This is a genomic window from Pseudomonas sp. MYb327, from assembly GCF_040438925.1.
Lineage (GTDB): Bacteria > Pseudomonadota > Gammaproteobacteria > Pseudomonadales > Pseudomonadaceae > Aquipseudomonas.
Genome location: NZ_CP159258.1, coordinates 3,750,896 through 3,770,630 on the forward strand (window position 1 = coordinate 3,750,896; position 19,735 = coordinate 3,770,630).

19 protein-coding genes are annotated in these 19,735 nt (G+C 59.0%); 9 read left to right on the forward strand and 10 right to left on the reverse strand.

Features of this window, described 5'->3' with window-relative positions; all coding sequences use genetic code 11:
• Positions 1 to 147 precede the first annotated feature (147 nt).
• On the reverse strand, positions 148 to 1,845 hold the full coding sequence (gene fadD1, locus ABVN21_RS16920) for a long-chain-fatty-acid--CoA ligase FadD1 (RefSeq protein WP_339554137.1): 1,698 nt from the start codon (positions 1,843 to 1,845) through the stop codon (positions 148 to 150).
• 352 nt (positions 1,846 to 2,197) lie between these two features.
• A complete protein-coding gene (gene fadD2, locus ABVN21_RS16925; RefSeq protein ID WP_339554136.1) occupies positions 2,198 to 3,886 on the reverse strand; it encodes a long-chain-fatty-acid--CoA ligase FadD2 in 1,689 nt (562 codons plus the stop codon).
• A gap of 239 nt (positions 3,887 to 4,125) precedes the next feature.
• Between fadD2 and ABVN21_RS16930 the strand changes: the two genes are divergently transcribed.
• Positions 4,126 to 5,070, forward strand: a complete 945-nt coding sequence (locus ABVN21_RS16930; RefSeq protein WP_339554135.1) for an alpha/beta hydrolase — start codon at positions 4,126 to 4,128, stop codon at positions 5,068 to 5,070.
• 41 nt (positions 5,071 to 5,111) lie between these two features.
• A complete protein-coding gene (locus tag ABVN21_RS16935) occupies positions 5,112 to 5,582 on the forward strand; it encodes a MaoC family dehydratase (RefSeq protein WP_034150092.1) in 471 nt (156 codons plus the stop codon).
• A 112-nt stretch (positions 5,583 to 5,694) separates the two neighbouring features.
• Here the strand turns inward: ABVN21_RS16935 and ABVN21_RS16940 are convergent, their stop codons facing one another.
• The 4 genes from ABVN21_RS16940 to ABVN21_RS16955 form a co-directional block, all read right to left on the reverse strand.
• Positions 5,695 to 6,555: an HlyD family secretion protein gene (locus ABVN21_RS16940; protein ID WP_339554134.1), complete on the reverse strand. Its 861-nt coding sequence runs from the start codon at positions 6,553 to 6,555 to the stop codon at positions 5,695 to 5,697.
• Positions 6,556 to 6,566: 11 nt separating this feature from the next.
• Positions 6,567 to 6,773: a DUF1656 domain-containing protein gene (locus ABVN21_RS16945; protein ID WP_020797026.1), complete on the reverse strand. Its 207-nt coding sequence runs from the start codon at positions 6,771 to 6,773 to the stop codon at positions 6,567 to 6,569.
• Positions 6,760 to 8,748 (reverse strand): FUSC family protein, encoded by a 1,989-nt coding sequence (locus ABVN21_RS16950; protein WP_339554133.1) that lies wholly within the window; start codon positions 8,746 to 8,748, stop codon positions 6,760 to 6,762. The genes ABVN21_RS16945 and ABVN21_RS16950 overlap by 14 nt, the downstream gene beginning before the upstream one ends.
• Before the next feature lie 157 nt (positions 8,749 to 8,905).
• On the reverse strand, positions 8,906 to 9,373 hold the full coding sequence (locus ABVN21_RS16955; RefSeq protein ID WP_339554132.1) for a PA2169 family four-helix-bundle protein: 468 nt from the start codon (positions 9,371 to 9,373) through the stop codon (positions 8,906 to 8,908).
• A 204-nt stretch (positions 9,374 to 9,577) separates the two neighbouring features.
• Here ABVN21_RS16955 and ABVN21_RS16960 point away from each other — a divergent pair, with 204 nt between their 5' ends.
• Both ABVN21_RS16960 and ABVN21_RS16965 read left to right on the forward strand, forming a co-directional pair.
• The gene (locus tag ABVN21_RS16960; protein WP_008056784.1) at positions 9,578 to 9,814 is read left to right on the forward strand and encodes a DUF3820 family protein; all 237 of its coding nucleotides are present in this window, start codon (positions 9,578 to 9,580) and stop codon (positions 9,812 to 9,814) included.
• A gap of 24 nt (positions 9,815 to 9,838) precedes the next feature.
• Positions 9,839 to 11,020 carry an aminotransferase class V-fold PLP-dependent enzyme gene (locus ABVN21_RS16965; RefSeq protein WP_339554131.1) on the forward strand — a complete coding sequence of 394 codons (1,182 nt, stop codon included), beginning with the start codon at positions 9,839 to 9,841 and terminating at the stop codon, positions 11,018 to 11,020.
• Positions 11,021 to 11,022: 2 nt separating this feature from the next.
• Here the strand turns inward: ABVN21_RS16965 and ABVN21_RS16970 are convergent, their stop codons facing one another.
• From ABVN21_RS16970 to zwf, 4 genes are all read right to left on the reverse strand, one after another.
• Positions 11,023 to 11,739, reverse strand: coding sequence for an intradiol ring-cleavage dioxygenase (locus ABVN21_RS16970; protein ID WP_339554130.1), 717 nt, complete (start codon positions 11,737 to 11,739; stop codon positions 11,023 to 11,025).
• Positions 11,740 to 12,011: 272 nt separating this feature from the next.
• Positions 12,012 to 12,677 (reverse strand): bifunctional 4-hydroxy-2-oxoglutarate aldolase/2-dehydro-3-deoxy-phosphogluconate aldolase, encoded by a 666-nt coding sequence (locus ABVN21_RS16975; RefSeq protein ID WP_218439524.1) that lies wholly within the window; start codon positions 12,675 to 12,677, stop codon positions 12,012 to 12,014.
• Positions 12,678 to 12,694: 17 nt separating this feature from the next.
• Positions 12,695 to 13,408, reverse strand: coding sequence for a 6-phosphogluconolactonase (pgl, locus tag ABVN21_RS16980; protein ID WP_339554129.1), 714 nt, complete (start codon positions 13,406 to 13,408; stop codon positions 12,695 to 12,697).
• Positions 13,395 to 14,864 (reverse strand): glucose-6-phosphate dehydrogenase, encoded by a 1,470-nt coding sequence (gene zwf / locus ABVN21_RS16985; RefSeq protein WP_339554128.1) that lies wholly within the window; start codon positions 14,862 to 14,864, stop codon positions 13,395 to 13,397. The genes pgl and zwf overlap by 14 nt, the downstream gene beginning before the upstream one ends.
• A gap of 228 nt (positions 14,865 to 15,092) precedes the next feature.
• Between zwf and ABVN21_RS16990 the strand changes: the two genes are divergently transcribed.
• The 5 genes from ABVN21_RS16990 to ABVN21_RS17010 all read left to right on the forward strand — a co-directional run bounded on the left by ABVN21_RS16990 (position 15,093) and on the right by ABVN21_RS17010 (position 19,696).
• Complete coding sequence (locus ABVN21_RS16990) at positions 15,093 to 15,953, forward strand: MurR/RpiR family transcriptional regulator (protein WP_170948639.1); 861 nt, start codon at positions 15,093 to 15,095, stop codon at positions 15,951 to 15,953.
• A gap of 122 nt (positions 15,954 to 16,075) precedes the next feature.
• Complete coding sequence (locus ABVN21_RS16995) at positions 16,076 to 17,569, forward strand: diguanylate cyclase (RefSeq protein WP_339554127.1); 1,494 nt, start codon at positions 16,076 to 16,078, stop codon at positions 17,567 to 17,569.
• Positions 17,556 to 17,774, forward strand: coding sequence for a cysteine-rich CWC family protein (locus tag ABVN21_RS17000; protein ID WP_339554126.1), 219 nt, complete (start codon positions 17,556 to 17,558; stop codon positions 17,772 to 17,774). The genes ABVN21_RS16995 and ABVN21_RS17000 overlap by 14 nt, the downstream gene beginning before the upstream one ends.
• A 34-nt stretch (positions 17,775 to 17,808) precedes the next feature.
• A complete protein-coding gene (locus ABVN21_RS17005) occupies positions 17,809 to 18,501 on the forward strand; it encodes a pseudouridine synthase (RefSeq protein ID WP_339554125.1) in 693 nt (230 codons plus the stop codon).
• A 310-nt stretch (positions 18,502 to 18,811) separates the two neighbouring features.
• Positions 18,812 to 19,696, forward strand: a complete 885-nt coding sequence (locus ABVN21_RS17010) for an alpha/beta hydrolase (RefSeq protein ID WP_034150104.1) — start codon at positions 18,812 to 18,814, stop codon at positions 19,694 to 19,696.
• Positions 19,697 to 19,735 lie beyond the last annotated feature (39 nt).

Here is a 19,735-nt window from a genome sequence, read left to right on the forward strand (position 1 = left end):
GAAGCGGCCCCAAATCCAGTAATCGCGTTTCGTCAGGAGTTCCGGGTTGGCGACTGCTGCGCAGTCGAGTGCGGGAGCAAGCTCCCTCGCCACAAAAAAGCTCCGCATAGTCCAACAAAAAGCCCCGCATTTGCGGGGCTTTTTGTTTTATGCGGCGCTCTTCGCCTTGATCTTCTTCAACTCTTCATCCCGCAATTCCCGACGCAGGATCTTGCCGACGTTGGTGGTCGGCAGTGCATCGCGAAACTCCACGGAGCGCGGGACCTTGTAGCCGGTAACGTTCGCACGCATGTGCTCCATCACCTGTTCCTTGGTCAGGGTCACGCCCGGTTTGGCGACGATGAAAATCTTGATCGCCTCGCCCGATTTCTCGTCCGGCACGCCAATGGCCGCGCATTGCAGCACGCCGGGCAGGGTCGCCAGCACGTCTTCGAGCTCGTTCGGGTACACGTTGAAACCGGAAACCAGGATCATGTCTTTCTTGCGATCGACGATGCGCATGTAGCCATCCGGCTGGATCAGCGCGATGTCACCCGTCTTCAACCAGCCTTCGCTGTCGAGGATTTCATCGGTGGCTTCCTGACGCTGCCAGTAGCCCTTCATCACCTGCGGGCCTTTCACACACAGTTCGCCGATTTCGCCCATTGGTTGCTCAATGCCAGCATCGTCGACGATTTTGCACAGGGTCGATGGGACCGGAATACCGATGGTGCCGATCTGGATGTTCTGGATCGGGTTGACCGTGGCCACCGGGCTGGTTTCGGTCATGCCGTAGCCTTCGCAGATGGCGCAACCGGTGACCGCTTTCCAACGCTCGGCCGCGGCCAATTGCAGGGCCATGCCGCCGGACAGGGTGACTTTCAGCGCCGAGAAATCCAGCTTGCGGAACCCTTCGTTGTTGCACAGGGCGACGAACAAGGTGTTGAGGCCGACGAAGCCGCTGAACTTCCACTTCGACAGTTCCTTGACCATCGCCGGCAGGTCGCGCGGGTTGCTGATCAAGATGTTGTGGTTGCCGATCAGCATCATCGCCATGCAATGAAAGGTGAAGGCATAGATGTGGTACAGCGGCAGCGGCGTGATCAGGATCTCGCAACCTTCATTGAGGTTGGAACCCATCAGCGCCTTGCACTGCAGCATGTTCGCGACGAGGTTGCGGTGGGTCAACATCGCGCCCTTGGCTACGCCAGTCGTGCCGCCGGTGTATTGCAGCACGGCGACTTCGCTGCTGGCCGGGCTGGCTTCCGTGACTGGCTGGCCGTGGCCCTTGCTCAACACGTCGTTGAACTTGACGGCTTTAGGCAAGTGATACGACGGCACCATCTTCTTCACGTACTTGATGACGCTGTTGATCAGCAGACGCTTGAGCGGTGGCAACAGGTCGGCCACTTCGGTGACGATCACGTGCTTGACGCCGGTTTTCGGCACGACGGTCTCGGCCAGATGCGCCATGTTGGCCAGGCAGACCAGTGCCTTGGCCCCGGAATCGTTGAACTGGTGCTCCATTTCCCGCGCGGTGTACAGCGGGTTGGTGTTGACCACGATCAAACCGGCGCGGATGGCCCCGAAGACGGCAACCGGGTACTGCAACACGTTAGGCAGTTGCACGGCGATTCGATCGCCCGGCTGCAAATCGGTATGCTGTTGCAGGTACGCGGCAAAGGCACCGGACAATTCGTACAGTTCACCGTAGGTGATTGTCTTGCCCAGGTTGCTGAAAGCCGGTTTGTTGGCGAAGCGTTGGCAGGACTGCTTCAACACCGCCTGAATATTCGGATACTCATCTGGATTGATGTCGGCAGCAATTCCAGCTGGGTACTTATCCTTCCAAAAGTCTTCGATCATGGAAGCCCACTCCTCAGCAACGCGAATTCAATACCGCATTTGATGCGATTATTATTGGTGTTTGTCTATTGGTGAATCTGGCTTTTATGAAGGCCGAGAAGTCACAAAGCGCGCCGAGAGTAGCAGCTTTGCCAAGGGTCGACTAGAGCCAAAAGCGGCCTCTACGGTCACATTTGTGACTCAAGAATAGCAGCCGGTCATTTTAGAGCAAAAATTCTATAGCGCTCTGAAAGCCCCGAAAATCGGGGCTTTCCACAAAAAAAATCGCGAGCAGGCTCGCTACCACAGATCACCGAGATCCCTGTGGGAGCGAGCCTGCTCGCGATCCGCGCGAAGCGCGGCCATTCATCGATCAAGCGATATCACGCAACTCCCGCCGCAAAATCTTGCCCACCGGCGTCATTGGCAACGACTCGCGCAAGACGATGTGCTTCGGCACCTTGTACGCCGTGAAGTTCTCCTTGCAGTACGCCTTGAGCTCTTCAAGGCTGACGCCCGCCTCCCGCGCCACCACAAACAACTTCACCGCCTCGCCGGAACGCTCGTCGGGTACGCCAATCACCGCACAGTTGGCGACCTTCGGGTGGGCCATCACCACGTCTTCGATTTCATTCGGGTACACGTTGAAACCCGAGACGATGATCATGTCCTTCTTGCGATCGACGATGCGCACAAAACCGTCGGGATCGATCACCGCGATGTCACCGGACTTGAACCAGCCCTCGGCATCCAGCACTTCATTGGTTGCTTCGGGTTTCTGCCAATAGCCCTTCATGATCTGCGGGCCTTTGATACACAGTTCACCGCGCTCGCCCAGCGGTTGCTCGACGCCTTCATCGTTGATGACCTTCAGCGATGTGCCCGGCACCGGTAGGCCAACCGTGCCGAGGCGCGACTGGTCACCATAGGGGTTGGTGCAGGCCACCGGCGAGGTTTCGGTCAGGCCGTAACCTTCGGTGATGCGGCAACCGGTCAGTTGCTCCCAACGCTCGGCGGTGGCCTTGACCAACGCAGTCCCACCGGAGTTGGTGAGCTTGAGGCTGGAGAAATCCAGGGTCTTGAAATCGGGATGATCCATCAGCGCGACAAACAGTGTGTTGAGCCCCAGCAACGCCGAAAACCGCCAGTTCTTCAGTTCCTTGATGAAGCCCCCGATGTCCCGTGGGTTGGTGATCAACACGTTGTGATTGCCGGACACCATCATGCACATGCAATTCGCCGTGAACGCATAGATGTGGTACAGCGGCAGCGGCGCGATCATTACCTCCTGCCCTTCACGCAACAGCGGCTGACCGTCACCACCGAGTTGCTCCAGGCAGGCCCGCACTTGCTGCATGTTCGCCACCAGATTGCCGTGGGTCAGCATTGCACCCTTGGCCAGGCCGGTGGTGCCGCCGGTGTATTGCAAGACGGCGATATCGCCGAGGCCGACTTTCAGCGGTTTTATGCCCAGGCCGCGGCCCATGCGCAAGGTGCTCTTGAAGGAAATCGCCTGGGGCAAGGAATAGGCCGGGACCATTTTCTTCACCTTGCTCACCAGGGTATTGACCAGCCAGCCCTTGGCCGTGGGCATCAGGTCGCCCATCTTCGCTTCGATCAGGTACTGGATATCGGTATCGGGCAGGACTTCCTGGACCTTGGATCCGAACACATTCAGGTACACCAGCGCCCGTGCACCGGAATCCTTGAACTGATGACGCATCTCCCGCGCGGTGTACATCGGGTTGGTGTTGACCACGATAAGCCCCGCGCGCAAGGCGCCGAACACCGCGATCGGGTAATGCAGGACGTTGGGCATCTGCACCGCGATGCGATCCCCAGGCACCAGGTCAGTGTGGGCTTGCAGGTAACCGGCGAACGCGGCGCTGTAGCGTTCCAGTTCGGCGTAGGTCAGGGTGACACCCATGTTGCTGAACGCAGGGCGATCAGCAAACTTCTTGCAGGAACGCTCGAACACCTCGATAACCGACTTGAAGGCGCCCGCGTCAATTTCCAGGGGCACGCCGGCCGGGCGCTTGTCATTCCAGAAATCAGGTTGCATTGTTCTTGTCCTCTTTACCTGAGCCTATCCGGGCCGCTTTTCCATTTCTGTCATTTCTTGAACGCAGAAAGCAAAAAGCGGAGCTTCACGGACACTAGCAGCTATGGCGAATCAGGCAAATATGCGCATGGCCGTCATTGACCGTGTGAATCTTCCTGCCGTGGCGTGGGCTGATGCCTACGACGCAATGCGCTATACAATGCAACCACCTCGTGCCCCCTGCATGGAAAGAAATCGCCATGATCCACGACACGTTCTGGCTGACCACCAGTGACCGTAGCCGCCTGTTCGTCAACCAGTGGCTGCCCGCCGACGCGCCCAAGGCAGTGATTTTGCTGGCTCACGGCATGGCAGAACACAGCGGCCGCTACGCGCGTCTGGCGGAAAAATTCTGCGATCAGGGCTATGGCGTGTACGCGCCGGATTTGCGCGGACATGGCAAAACTGCCGAAAACGGGACCCTCGGACATTTCGCCGATACGGACGGTTGGGGCAAAGTAGTCGGCGACCTGGCATGCCTCAATCAGCACCTTGGCCAGCAACATCCCGGTGCACCTATCGTGCTGCTCGGTCACAGCATGGGCAGCTACATTGCCCAGGCTTATTTGCTGCATCACAGCGCCAGTCTGCACGGCGCGATTCTCAGCGGTTCGAATTTCCAGCCCGTCGCGCTTTATCGTGCGGCGCGGCAAATTGCCCGGCTCGAGCGGCTACGCCAAGGCCCTAAGGGACGCAGTGCGCTGATCGAATGGTTGTCGTTTGGCTCGTTCAACAAGAAATTCAAGCCAGCGCGCACCCGTTTCGACTGGCTCAGCCGCGATCCGACGGAAGTCGATTTGTACGCCAACGACCCGCTCTGCGGCTTTCGCTGCACAAATCAGCTATGGATCGATTTGCTCGGCGGCTTGCAGCAAATCAGCAAAGCGTCCAATCTCGCCCAGATAGATCCGGGCCTGCCGTTGCTGGTGATCGGCGGCGAATGTGATCCGGTGAGTGAAGGCAAACGTCTGAAAGATCTGGCCGACGCCTTGCGCGAGGCCGGTAGCCAGAGCCTGCAACTGACTATTTACCCGCAGGCGCGGCACGAACTGTTCAACGAGAGCAACCGCGACGAAGTGACCGCCGACGTACTGGCCTGGATCGCCCAGGCCCTGAGCAATCGCCGGCCACACCGAACCGAATAGTTTTTTTGTGTATTTTTTATTCGTGACAGGAATTGAGACAGATGACCCAGGTTACCAACACCCCTTACGAAGCCCTCGAAATTGGCCAGACAGCCAGCTTCAGCAAGACCGTCGAAGAGCGCGACATCCAGTTGTTCGCCGCGATGTCGGGCGACCACAACCCGGTGCACCTGGATGCTGACTACGCCGCCAGCACCATGTTCAAGGAACGTATTGCCCATGGCATGTTCAGCGGTGCGCTGATCAGCGCCGCGGTAGCCTGCGAATTGCCTGGGCCGGGCACTATTTATATCGGTCAGCAAATGAGCTTTCAGAAGCCGGTGAAGATCGGCGACACCCTGACGGTGCGTCTGGAAATCCTCGAAAAACTGCCGAAGTTCCGCGTACGCATTGCCACTCGCGTGTTCAACCAGCGTGATGAACTGGTGGTGGATGGCGAGGCGGAGATTCTGGCGCCGCGCAAGCAGCAGACCGTGACCCTGACTGAATTGCCGCCGATCAGCATCGGTTGAATATGTAGGAGCCGGCTTGCTGGCGATCCAGACGACGCGGTGTGTCAGGCATGCCGCCATCGCTGGCAAGCCAGCTCCTACAAGGCTACCCGAAGGCTGCGATCTTCTGATCTCAAGGCGCCTCCTGCACCTGCACGCTCGCCGTCATACCCGCACTCAAATTTAGCCCTTCCGGCACGTTGTCGAATTTGATCCGCACCGGAATCCGCTGCGCCAGCCTCACCCAATTGAACGTCGGCTCCACTTCCGCCAACAACTGGCCATCCGGCGTGGTGTTGCGATCGGTAATCCCGCGGCTGATGCTTTCCACGTGTCCTTGCAACGCATCCCCGGCACTCATCAACCAGACCTTCACCGGATCGCCGACGCGAATCCGCGGCAGTTTGGTTTCTTCGAAATACGCCTGCACATAGAAAGTTGAATCATCGATCAAGGCCATCACCGATTGCCCGGCGTTCACGTAGTTGCCTTGGGCCAGGCGCAGGTTGGTGATGTGTCCGTTGCGCGGCGCGTGGACCTGGCTGCGGGCCAGGTTGATCTCCGCCGCCTTCACTTCAGCCTGGGCCTCGCGCAATTCGCCGCGGGCGATGCCGGCGTTGATCTGCGCATTTTCCCTTAGCTCGGCACTGATTGCTTGCGGCCCGAGGCTAGCGCGCCGACTGGCTTCGCGCTCGCGCAGATTGAGTTGCTGCTGGCGGGTTTGCACCACCGCCTGGGCCTTTTCCAGTGCAGCTTCGAAACGGTCGCGGTCAATGCTCAGCAACAAATCGCCAGCCTTGACCTCTTGGTTGTCGTAAACCTTGAGCTCACGCACCCAACCCGACACATCCGGGGATATCACCACCACATCGGCGCGGATGCGCGCGTCGCGGGTCCAGGGGGTCAGCATGTAGTACTGCCACAAACGGAAGCCGGCAAAAATCGCCACCGCCACCAGGCACAGGGTTACCGCGACACGTACGGGAGTACGCATGTTCAACTCCTTTATAAAGGTCCGAGGACGACGGTGATCACGGTCAATACACAGACGTACAAGGCGCAATCAAATAACGCTTCATGCCAGATCCAGCGGCTCACCGGCGTCAGGCGCAACAACAGGCGCAAGGCGCCAGTTACCAGCAGCGCCAGCACCACATAAATCAGGAACGGGCTGAGCAGCACGCCGCCCACCGACCACTCACGCAAGCCCATGCACTTCCTCCTGCTGGCGGCACCAGGCGCGCCAACTGTTTTGCAATTGCAACACCGCACCCTGAGCCAGCTTCACTGCGTCGCTGGGGGGCAAGGCGTACAAGGTTTTCAGCAACGCTTCGCTCGGTTCGGCCAAGGCCTCGGCACGACTACCGGCCGGGCCTTGGCGCAGGACGTTTTCCAGGTCGTCGAGATAACGCTGTTGCTGCGCGGTGACCGGTGCTTGCGCCACCGCCAGACTCAAGCGCAGGTGCAGCAACTCATCACCGATGTCGAGGCCGAGCAAGCCGTCGTCCCAACGACTGCGTGCCGGCTCCGGCAACTCCGGATAGTGCCGCGCCAGTTGCAGCAACCGGTCGGCCATGCGCCCGCCGAACCAGCTTTCGGCGCCGGCCAGATTGCGCCGGGTCAGGCGCACCAGATCGTCGAGGGTCGCCGCCAACAGACGTCGGCCATGCCAGGCAGGGTTGCGCAGGATCAGCAAATGGAACGCCAGCACCGCTGCACCTACACCGATAACCATGGCTTGCGCGCTGTTGAAAAATGTCGCGACATCGAACTGCATCTGGTTCAACGGTGCGACCAACACAATGAAATGCAGACAGAACGACGTGGCCGTGGCGCCGATCTGCGGTTTGGCCATGCCCAATGCGCCGAAAAACAACGGCACGCCCATCCCCATACAGAGCATCGCGAAACCGCTCCATTGCGGCAGCAGAATCTGCCCGACAATAAATGCCGCTGGAATGGCCAGGAAAATACCGCGCATAAAACTCATGCCGATTTGCGCGCCGTTCTCACGGCTGGCAAACAGGCTGCACACCACGCAGGTCAACACCAGTGCACCCGCTGCGGCGGGCCAAGCCGTTGCCAGCCAAAAGCACGACACCACCAGGAAGGCCAGCGCGCTACGGGCGCCAAAAACCATGGCCAAAGACAGGTCACGGTGCGGTGTCAGGCTTCTCGGGGGGACCACTGCATCATGGCCCTCCTCCACCGCTTTTAATGCCGCGTTCGCCGCCATGGCGGTGTCCATCAACAAGGTGAAACGGACCAGGCAATAACTCTGCGCAGAACTGATCTTCGGGTCATGGGAGGCGCTGAGCAAACGCGGGCGCAATGCTTGCAGGGTCGCGGCATCGGCACTGCTCAAAGCCTCCTGGACCTCGTTCATCCATGGCATTAGTTGCTCGGACTCCTGCGGTTCCAACTGCTTCCACTGGCGACGCACCGAGCGGGCAATACGCAGCAACATCAACAGTTTCTGGCTCAGGCCGCTGATAGCCCGCGCTCGCTGCCGGCCACGCCCCCCTTCGAACCAGGCGTGTTCACGCTGGGCGTCCACCGCGACGATCCTGCCGAGGATTTCCAACAGGCCTTTGCGAGCCTGACCATCGCCGGCCAGGGTCGCCCGCGCTGCGTTGAACCCGCTTTGCCAGGCAGCCTTGGCCTGATCCGCCAATTGCCTTTCGACCCGCAGCGGCCAGAGCAAGGCACTGCTGGCTGTGGCGCAAATAATCCCCAGAGAAATTTCCGTGCACCGCGCCACGGCCTGATCAAACACCGTCAACGGATGGTTGATGGCCGGCAAGGCAATGATCGCCACCGTGTAACCGGCCAGCACAAATGAATAGGACCAGGCGCTGCGCAGCAGGGTCGAGCTGGCCGTGCACAACCCTAGCCACAACGCCAGAGCCAACAGAAACAACCAGGGTGTCTGGGCGAATATGCCCATGAACACCACTGACATGATCGTCCCGACCAATGTCCCCAGCAGCCGCGCCAGCCCCTTTTGCAGCACCATTCCGGACAAGGGCTGAGCAACGATAAATGCTGTCATCAGCGCCCACGCCGGTTGCTCCAGGCCCCAGCGCAATGCCAGCCACAGCGCAACGCCTCCGCCGATCAGGGTCTTGATCGCGAATTGCACGGCGCGGCGGTCAGGCACGAACAAAGCCTGCAGGGTGATAGGCACGAAATGGACTCTTGAGAGGACGGTTTAACGATAGACGGCTTCGGTCGAGCAACTTGAAAAACAAATTATTAGCTAGCTATCTATAACCCGTCCAGCGTTTAATCCCGAGCACAAAAAAACGCCAGACAGGCTGGCGTTTTTGACAGGTTACGAACGCTTACGAACGTGCGCGAGCCTGATTACGCAGGGCTTTTACCTGATCGTGATTGCGTTGCACGCCGTGGTATTGGCGTTCAACGAGGTCACGAATGCCCACCAGGTTGTGCTTGTTGATTTTTTCCATCGCTTCACGGTAAGCCTTCAGCGCATGGTCTTCACCGCGCTCGGCTTCGTTCAGCACAGCCTCTTCGTCCTTGCCGGTGAACATCGACTTCACGTCGACCCAGCGACGGTGCAAATCACCGCTGACGCTGGTGGAAGTTTCCGGATCGCCACCCATCGAACGAACGGCACTCTGCAATTCGGCAGCCGCAGCGGCGCAATCGGCCGAGCGTTGTACGAACAGGGTTTTGAGTTCAGGGTGTTTGATGTCTTCAGCGCAAGTCTTAAACCCTTCCTGACCGTCCTTGCTGGTTTCAATCAGGTCGTTGAGTACAGAGATTGCTTCTTTATTCATGTCGGTCATTTTTCAATTCCTTGCGGGTTGATGAAAGATGCAATAGGTATTGCACTCGTCATGCCAGCCTTGAACCTATTAATAACTCGTTATTTTTCAACAGCTTAGTTTTTACCGGAAAATCTGTATCCGTTTTATTTGCATGATCTGTCATTTGGCCTGCATGCAGAATGCCTGTATTTTCCAGACTGACTGAATCAAGACGACCGATTGATGAACCCTGAAAAGCTCGAACTGCTGATTACTCGCCAAATGCCCTTCGGCAAATACAAAGGCCGAATCATCGCCGACCTGCCCGGCCCTTACCTCAATTGGTTCGCCCGTGAAGGATTTCCGCACGGCGAATTGGGCGGTCTATTGGCCTTGATGCAGGAAATCGATCACAACGGCTTGTCGGAACTGCTTGAACCCTTGCGCGCCAAACACGGCAAACCCGCGCCCCGTCACTAAACCCGTACGCTCATCGAGTACCCCATGCCCGATAACACCCGCCGCGCCCGTGATGAAGCTTTTTGGCAAACCTTTGCCGACCGCTATGATGTCCAACCGGGCCCGATCAACCTGGAAAACGGTTACTTTGGGCGCATGTCGCGCACGGTGATCGAGGAATATCAACGCAACATCGAACTGATCAACCGCAGCAATTCGGTCTATGTGCGCCAGCATTTCGAACAGGGCGAGAGCCAGAAGATCAGCGAGCAGGTGGCCGGGCTGATTGGTGCAGCCGCAGAAAGCGTAGCCCTCACTGGCAACGCAACCGACGGCTTGCAAGCGTTAATCCGCAACTACAACCGCTTGCAGCCCGGCGACCAAGTGCTGTTCTGCGATCTTGACTACGACACGGTAAAGGGCGCCATGCGTTGGCTGGGGCGTAACCGCGGCGTTGAAGTGATCGAGATCGAGCATCAACATCCCGCCAGTTTCGACAGTTTGCTGAACACCTATCGCGAAGCCTTCACGCGTTACCCGCGACTCAAATTGATGGCTCTGACCCACGTCACCCACCGGACTGGCCTGGTGATGCCGGTCCAGGCAATTGCGGCCGTCGCCAAGGAACACGGAATCGACGTCATCCTCGACGGCGCCCATGCGCTGGGCCAGATCGAATTCGATCTCAAAGAGCTGGGGATTGACTTCGCCGCCTACAACCTGCACAAGTGGATCGGCGCGCCGCTGACGCTGGGTTTCATGTATATCGCCCCTGAGCGCCTGGCCGATATCGACCCGGACATGGGCGAGCTGCATTTCCCGATCACAGATATCCGTGCCCGCATGCCGCACAGCACACCCAACATTCCGGCCCTGCTGACCCTGCCGCTGGTTATCGAGGAACATCACGCCATGGGCGGTTCAGCCGCCAAGGGTGCGCGACTCAACTACTTGCGCAACCTGTGGGTTCGGTCCGCACGCGAACTGCCGGGTATCGAAGTCATGACCCCGGATGACCCACGGCTGTATTGCGGCATCACGTCGCTGCGCTTCACAGCTCATGCCGACCAACAGCCGATGGTCGAACGGTTGCTCAACGACTTCAACCTGTTCACCGTGGTGCGCAGCGGTGCGGCATCCGGGCCGTGCATCCGCATCACGCCGGGGCTGACCACCACAGCGGCCGACATGATGCAGTTGACCAAGGCGCTGAGCGAACTGCGCTGAGGTCACACGGTGTACTTGTCGAAGTCCTCGGGCTTGATCTGCGTCGACACTGCAAAGGTGTCGATGCCGATCGTGAGGTGCCCGAAGAAGCCGTCTTCGTTCGAGTCGCGGCCAAGTGTATGGACGTTCAGGGTCGACGCTTCGCCGCCCATGTTCTGATAGAAAAAATCTTGATCGTTGCTCAGTGGCGCGATGGCCCGACGGCAATACTCCGGGGCATTGAGCACTGATCGCGCCGCCACGTCGGGAAAATACAACTGGCCGACCCACGCCACGTGGCGCTCCTGCAGATAGTTGTTGCCGCTGGTGATGCGAACGGCGACATGAATATGCAAGGCTCGTCCGGCGTAGAACCCGGGGCAAATCGTGGTAAACCGGACGACGCCATTTCTATCGGTGAATTGCCCGCCGCGCAGATAGGTGTCGTCATCGGTACGCGGGATCGCGCCAATATCTCCAGTGTCGGCTTCCAGGTCCGGGTTGACCTTGCTCCAGCCCGAATACGCCCCGCGTGCATTGCAGTGCCAGATGTCCACCAGCGCATCGGTGACTGGTTCAGCGGTCATCGCGTCGACGATTTTCAGACGCAGCACCAGCGGCATGCCGTCGACACCTTCGCTGATGTTTCTCCTGATGAGTTTAGGATTGCGAAAATACGGGCCGGCGACTTGTTCGGGTGACAGCAAATAAAGAGGTGTTGCCGAGGTGTTGTCGTCCATGACGTTCTCTCTTCCATAAGATGAACGCAGGCTAGCACTGGGCGATCGTCGGAATGCGGTAACTATGTATCGCGTGATGTATCGCGTGATGTCTTTTTGGGAGCGTGGCTGTTCGCGACTCAGGCGCCGCGGTAAAACAGGCGAACCGCGTTATCGTTCATCGCGAGCAGGCTCGCTCCCACACGTTTTTTTGCGGGCAAAAAAAAACGGTGCACCGACCAAGCGCACCGTAAAGCCGTAGAACACACAACGAAGTGTCAGGTTAAAGCAGATCAGTCCAGCAGCGCCAAGGCCTCGGCGGTGCATTCCTGAATGCGGGCCCAGTCGCCGTTCTTGATCCACTCCGGATCAAGCATCCAGCTACCGCCCACGCACATGACGTTTTTCAGCGCCATGTAGCTCTTGATATTGGCCGGGCCGACGCCGCCGGTCGGGCAGAATTTCACTTCGCCGAACGGACCGCCCAAGGCCTTGATGGCCGCAACACCGCCGCTGACTTCAGCCGGGAACAGCTTGAAGCGGCGGTAACCCAGACCGTAGCCTTCCATGATGCCCGAGGCATTGCTGATCCCCGGCAACAACGGAATCGGGCTGGCGACGCTGGCTTCCAGCAGGTCACGGGTGATGCCCGGCGTGACGATGAACTGCGAACCTGCGGCTTCCGCAGCGGCGAGCATCTGGCGATCGAGCACGGTGCCAGCACCGGTCATCAGTTCTGGACGCTGCTCGCGCAGGATCTGGATGGCCTTGAGGCCGAACTGCGAACGCAGGGTCACTTCCAGGGCGGTCAGGCCACCGGCAGCGAGGGCATCGGCCAGCGGCAGAACATCCTGCTCACGAGCGATGGTGATCACCGGCAGGATCCGCGCCTTGGCGCAGAGACTGTCGATCAGGGCAACTTTATCCGCCATGGAAACGGTCGGGGATGGGTTTGTCATAGCGGTTGTTCCTTGGCTCATGGGCACCAGTAAATCTCTAACGTGGGTTGCAAAAACGCGCGAATCGGCAGTGCGGCGACGTCGTCACCGGCCAGTGCGGTATCAAGGGTGGTCAGCTTGGACTGACCGGAAATCGACAGAACTTTGTGTTTGGCCGAAGCCAGCAGCGCACGACTCATGGTCAGGCGCTGATGCGGCACGGTCGGTGCCAGCATCGGATAGCAGCGACGGCTACCGTCGGCCTTCAAGGCTTCAGCCAGGTTCGGGCTGCCGGGGAACAACGACGCGGTGTGGCCGTCGTCACCCATGCCCAGCACCAGCACGTCGATCACCGGCAGCTCGGACAGCAAACGGTCGGCGTGCTCGGCGGCTTGTTCAAGGTTGGCGGTGGCGCTATACAAACTCAGGAATTGAGCCTTGGCCGCCGGGCCTTGCAACAGATATTTCTTCAGCAAGCCGGCATTGCTGTCGGCGTGCTCGACCGGCACCCAGCGCTCATCAGCCAGGCTGATCACCACGTTCGACCAGTCCAGCGGCTGCTTGGCCAAGTGCTGGAAAAACGCCACTGGACTACGACCACCGGAAACCACCAGGGTCGCGGTGCCTTGGGCGTCAATCGCATCGCTCAGGTGCTTGGCCACATTCAGTGCCAGGCTCTCGGCCAGCAGCACCGGGCTTTTGAACGCATGGGCGCGGACGCCCTGCGGCAGTTTCAAATCAGATATCGCCATACCACGACCTCCCGTCCCGCGTGATCAGAGCAATGGAGCTCATCGGTCCCCAGGACCCGGCCGCGTACGGCTTGGGCGCGTCACCGGATTTTTTCCACCCGGCGATCAACTGGTCACACCACATCCACGCGGCTTCGATTTCATCTTTACGGACAAACAGGTTCTGATTGCCGCGCATCACTTCCAGCAACAACCGCTCGTAGGCATCGGGAATCCGTGCGCTGCTCCAGGTGTCGGAAAAATTCAGCTGCAACGGACCGCTGCGCAGCTGCATTCCTTTGTCCAGGCCTTGATCTTTGGTCATCACGCGCAAGGAAATGCCTTCGTCCGGCTGCAGGCGGATAATCAGCTTGTTGCTGATTTGCAGGCGCTGCTCGGGGGCGAAGATGTAGTGCGACGGCTCCTTGAAGTGAATGACAATCTGCGACAGCTTCTGCGGCATGCGCTTGCCGGTACGCAGGTAAAACGGCACACCGGCCCAACGCCAGTTGCGGATATCGGCACGCAGGGCGACGAAGGTTTCGGTGTCGCTCTGGGTGTTGGAATTCGGTTCCTCCAGGTAACCCGGCACCGGTTTACCTTCGCTGTAGCCAGCGATGTATTGGCCGCGTACCACCTGAGTGGTCAGGCCTTCCGGGCTGATCGGCGCCAGAGCCTTGAGGACTTTGACTTTCTCGTCGCGGATGCTGTCGGCGGACAAGTCGGCCGGCGGGTCCATGGCGATCAGGCAGAGCAGTTGCAGCAGGTGATTCTGGATCATGTCGCGCAGCTGACCGGCCTTGTCAAAGTAGCCCCAGCGGCCTTCGATCCCGACTTTCTCGGCGACGGTGATTTCCACGTGGGAAATATAATTCTGGTTCCACTGGGTCTCGAACAGGCTGTTGGCGAAACGCAGGGCGATCAGGTTCTGGACGGTTTCCTTGCCCAGATAATGGTCGATGCGATAGGTGCGGTTTTCCGGGAAGAACTGCGCCACGGCGTCATTCACTTTGCGCGAGGACTCCAGATCGGAACCAATCGGCTTTTCCAGAACTACGCGGGTATTTTCCGCCAGGCCAACCTTCGCCAGGTTCTCGCAGATTGCGCCGTAGACCGCTGCCGGCGTGGCGAAATAAGCGATGACGCGCTGCGCACTGCCGGCTGCTTCGGCCAGCGCTACATAATCGTCGCCGTTGAGGAAATCGACGTGCAGGTAGCTCAGGCGGGCCAGGAAACGATTGACCACAGCTTCGTCCAGCTCTTTGGCACCGACGTAGCGGCGCAGCTCTTCGGCGATGAACGCCAGGTGCTGCTGCTCGCTGCCAGGCTCACGGGCCAGCGCGATGATCCGCGTGTCCTCGTGCAAAAGGCCTGCGCCATCGAGTTGATAAAGGGCAGGAAACAGTTTGCGCAGGGCCAGATCGCCAAGGGCGCCGAACAAGGCGAAGGTGCACGGTTCAACCGTAATCGAAGGCATGATGTTTGTTCTTTTATCAAGTTAAGCTACAAATACCTTTTTTCAAGGCATCACTCAAGGGAAAATGTAGTAATAACCACAACATTTTCGCAAAATACAGATTCCGAGTGGTGGTCAGTCGGAGCCATCAGTAGGATAGGCCACCGTTATGGGCCGCACCAAAGGCCCTTTTTGCATTAGCCGCGCGCTTATCGGCGCCGGTGAATCAAGGAAACTCATATGGACCGCGTGCGAAATTTACTGGAACAGATCCAGAATCGCCTTGAAGAGCTGAACAAGGCCGAACGCAAAGTCGCCGAGGTGATCCTGCTCAACCCACAGCAGGCCACCCGGTTCAGTATCGCCGCCCTCGCCCAGGCCGCTTCGGTCAGCGAACCGACGGTCAACCGTTTCTGCCGTTCGTTCGGCGTCAGCGGCTACCCCGAACTCAAGCTGCAACTGGCGCAAAGCCTGGCCAGCGGCGCGGCGTACGTCAGCCGCGCGGTAGAAGCCGACGACAATCCCGAGGCCTACACCCAGAAAATCTTCGGCAGCGCCATCGCTTCCCTGGACAGCGCTTGCCAGGCTCTCGATCCGAACCTGATCAGCCGCGCCGTCGACTTGCTGATCCAGGCTCGGCAGATCCACTTCTTCGGCCTCGGCGCCTCGGCGCCAGTGGCGCTGGATGCGCAGCACAAGTTCTTCCGTTTCAACCTGGCCGTGACCGCCCATGCCGACGTGCTGATGCAGCGCATGATCGCCTCGGTGGCGCACACGGGCGAGTTGTTCGTGATCATTTCCTACACCGGCCGTACGCGCGAACTGGTGGAAGTGGCGCGCATTGCCCGGGAAAACGGCGCATCGGTGCTGGGCTTGACCGCCGAGAACTCACCGCTGGCCAAGGCCAGCACCCTCAGCCTGAACATTCCGCTGCCGGAAGACACCGACATCTATATGCCGATGACCTCGCGGATCATTCAATTGACCGTGCTGGACGTGCTTGCCACCGGCATGACCCTGCGCCGCGGCGTGGATTTCCAACCGCATTTGCGCAAGATCAAAGAAAGCTTGAATGCCAGTCGCTATCCGGTTGGCGATGAGTTCAACTGATCGAGCCTCAGACTTGGTCGTTCCTGCGCGAAGGAGCGACCATTCGCGGCGCACATAGCGCAGTTTTTTCCCGGCAGTGCCACTAGAATGCTCGCCATCGGATTATTGCCAATGGAATTGTCATGCCGCTTCGCTCGCCGCTGTATTCTCAACGCTCGTTGGTACTCACGCTGGTCGCATTGCTGGGCGCAGGCTTCCTGGCCACTTCCTTCCTCAGTTACTACGCCTCGCGGGCGTCGATCCGCGACAACATCGTCAACACCGAACTGCCGCTGACATCGGACACGGTCTACTCGGAAATCCAGAAAGACCTTGTCAGACCCATCCTGATTTCCTCGATGATGTCCCGCGACACCTTCATGCGCGATTGGGTGGTCAACGGCGAACCCGACACCGAGCAGATGACCCGCTACCTCAACGAGGTCATGACCCACTACGGTGCCTACACCGCGTTTTTCGTCTCCGACGCCAGCCTGACCTACTACCACGCCAAGGGTGTGCTGAAGCAGGTCAAGGCCACGGAACCCCGCGACGCCTGGTACTTTCGCGTGCGCGACATGAAGGATCCGTACGAGATCAACGTCGATCCAGACCTCGCCAACAAGGACAACCTGACGGTCTTCATCAACTACAAGGTCTATGACTACAACAACCGTTTCATCGGTGCCGCGGGTGTCGGCCTGACCGTAGATGCGGTGATCAAACTGATCGACAAGTACCAACAGCGTTATCAGCGCAGCGTGTACTTCGTCGACACATTCGGCCGACTGGTACTGACCGGCGCCGAGGGCGGCCCGGAAGGCGCACTGGCAGGGCAAACCCTGAGCGAACTCGACAGCATGGAAAACCTGGTCAGCCAATTGCCCAAACCCCATAGCGGCAGCTACGAATATTCCGGCCAAGGCCAGGGACATTTCCTCAACGTTCGGTTTATCCCGGAACTCAACTGGTACTTGTTCGTCGACAAACGTGAAGACGGCGACCTCAGCGACATCCGCCGCTCGCTGTATCTCAACCTGCTGATATGCCTGGTGGTCACCCTGACTGTGCTGGCGCTGCTCAACCGGGTGATCAAACGCTTTCAGGGCAAGATCCAGGCTCAGGCCACACTCGACAGCCTGACTGAACTGCCCAACCGCCGCGGCTTCGACCTATTGGCCGCACAAGCCATGCACGAAGCCCAGCGCGAACCAAAACCGCTGACCGCGTTGCTGCTGGACCTCGACCATTTCAAGGCCTTGAATGACACCTACGGTCACTTGGCCGGCGATCAGGTGCTGATCGGCTTCGCCCGGGACCTGGAAAGCTGCCTGCGCCACTCCGACATCGTTTGCCGTTGGGGCGGCGAAGAGTTCATCGTACTGCTCAAGGACACCGACGGTGAGACCGGTCTGATGATCGCCGAGAAAATTCGTCATCATGTCGAACACCAGCGCTACACCTACAACAGCAGCAGCTTGCAACTGACAGTCAGCATCGGCCTGACCACCCTGCAACCCGACGACACCTTGCACACCCTGCTCTCGCGGGCCGATCATGCGATGTATCGGGCCAAACAATCCGGCCGCAACCGAACCTGCGTGGAAAAACCTCACTCCAGCTATGAACCCGCCTGACCTCTGCCCGGCCTGCGGCGCCCCTAACGACTGCGCCCTGGCCGACCCGCGAACCGCCGACCGGGCGTGCTGGTGCTACAGCGTCAGCATCGACCCGGCGGTACTCGAAGCACTGCCAGCCGAACTGCGCAATGCCTCCTGCCTGTGCCCGCGCTGCGCTGAAGTCGAAGCGCAGCTGCAAGCAGCAGTCCGGCCGATCAAGTAAGATGCGCGCCCGCTTATTTCACTGATCCTTAGTCATGCGCATCGACCGTTTCCTCAGCAACCTGCCTCGTTTCAACCGTAAGCAGGTACGCCTGTTGCTGGTGGAAAAACGCGTCAGGATTGACGGAAAAATCGTCAGCGACCCGCATGCCGAGGTTCGTGACTTCAGCCGCGTCGAAGTCGACGACGAGGTGCTTCAAACCGGTAAACCGCTGCGTCACTTCATGCTGCACAAGCCCGCCGGTTGCGTAAGTGCCACCCGCGATCCGCAACATCCGACCGTTCTCGACCTGATCCACGAGTCCGACAAGGAAGACCTGCACATCGCCGGACGGCTGGATTTCAACACCACTGGCCTGATGCTGATCACCAACGATGGCAGCTGGTCACGACGCCTGACCCAACCGCAAACCAAATTGCCCAAGGTCTATTACGTCGAAACCGAACAGGACATCGGCCCCGAATACGCGATCAAATTCAATGAAGGCCTGTACTTCGCCTTCGAAGACCTCACCACGCAACCGGCCGTACTAGAGTTGCTCGGCCCCAGATCGGCACGCCTGAGCATCATCGAGGGTCGTTATCATCAGGTGAAGCGGATGTTCGGCCACTTCGACAACAAAGTGATGCGCCTGCACCGCGAACGCATGGGCCCATTGGTGCTTGATGAGTCGCTGAAACCGGGCGAATACCGTCCGCTAAGCGTTGAAGAGATCGAATCGATCTAAGCAGCCTACCGCTCAGCAGAAGTTGTCGAACAATTTACCAACGGCACTTGCGCAATGATGTGACCCCTGCTTGAATCAGGACGTCGGCCGAAATGTGACCGATGAGTCACAACATACTTCCAAGAAACTTTTTGCCGGTAGAGAGCCTTAAGGTTCCGCGTTGCACCGGCAAACTGCCCGCCAATAACAATACCCGTCGACCGGACTGCAATGGATCGACATGGGCCTCCAAATTCCAGGCGTATGCCTACCTGTCATAAAGCTCGTGCAATCTCATTTGCGCGCATACCCGCTTGCCAGGAGTTATGACATGAGGCCAGAAATCGCTGTGCTGGATATACAGGGTCAGTATCGGGTTTACACGGAGTTCTATCGCGCAGACGCCGCAGAGAAGACCATTATCTTGGTCAACGGCTCGATGGCCACGACTGCGTCGTTTGCACAAACCGTGAAAAACCTTCACCCGCAATTCAATGTGGTCTGCTACGACCAGCCCTACGCGGGCAAGTCCAAAGCCCACAACCTGCATGAAAAATTGCTGACCAAGGAAGTCGAAGGGCAGATCCTCCTGGAGCTGATCGACCACTTCGCCGCCGAACACGTGCTGTCGTTTTCCTGGGGTGGCGCCGCGACACTGGTCGCCCTCGCCCAACGGCCACGACGCATCGAAAGAGCCGTGATCAGTTCGTTCTCCCCGGAGATCAACGCGCACATGCTCGACTACCTTGAGCGCGGAGTGGATTACCTCGGCAGCCGCGATGGCGACCGGGTCGGCAACCTGGTCAATAGCACCATCGGTAAACACCTGCCGACGCTGTTCAAGCGCTTCAACTATCGCCACGTCAGCAGCCTGGCCGATCACGAATACGGGCAGATGCACTTCCACATCAGCGACCTGCTGCACAGCGACCGCCAGTGCTTCTTGAAAGCCTCGGAGAAAATCAACGTACCGGTGCTGTTCATGAACGGCGAATGGGACGAATACACCGCCGCCGACGGCGCCCGGTTGTTCGCCAACCACGTGCAACACGCCACCTTCACCACCCTTGAGGCCACCGGCCACTTTCTCGACATGGAACACAAAGCCGCCTGCCGAGACAGCCGCAACGCCTTGCTTGGGTTCCTGAAGCCAGCACAGCACGAAAGCCGACCGCGTTACCACTACGTCCAGGACCACCATGCATTGGCAATCTGAAATAGAGTCATCGCGAGCAAGCTTCGCCCCGCAGCGTTA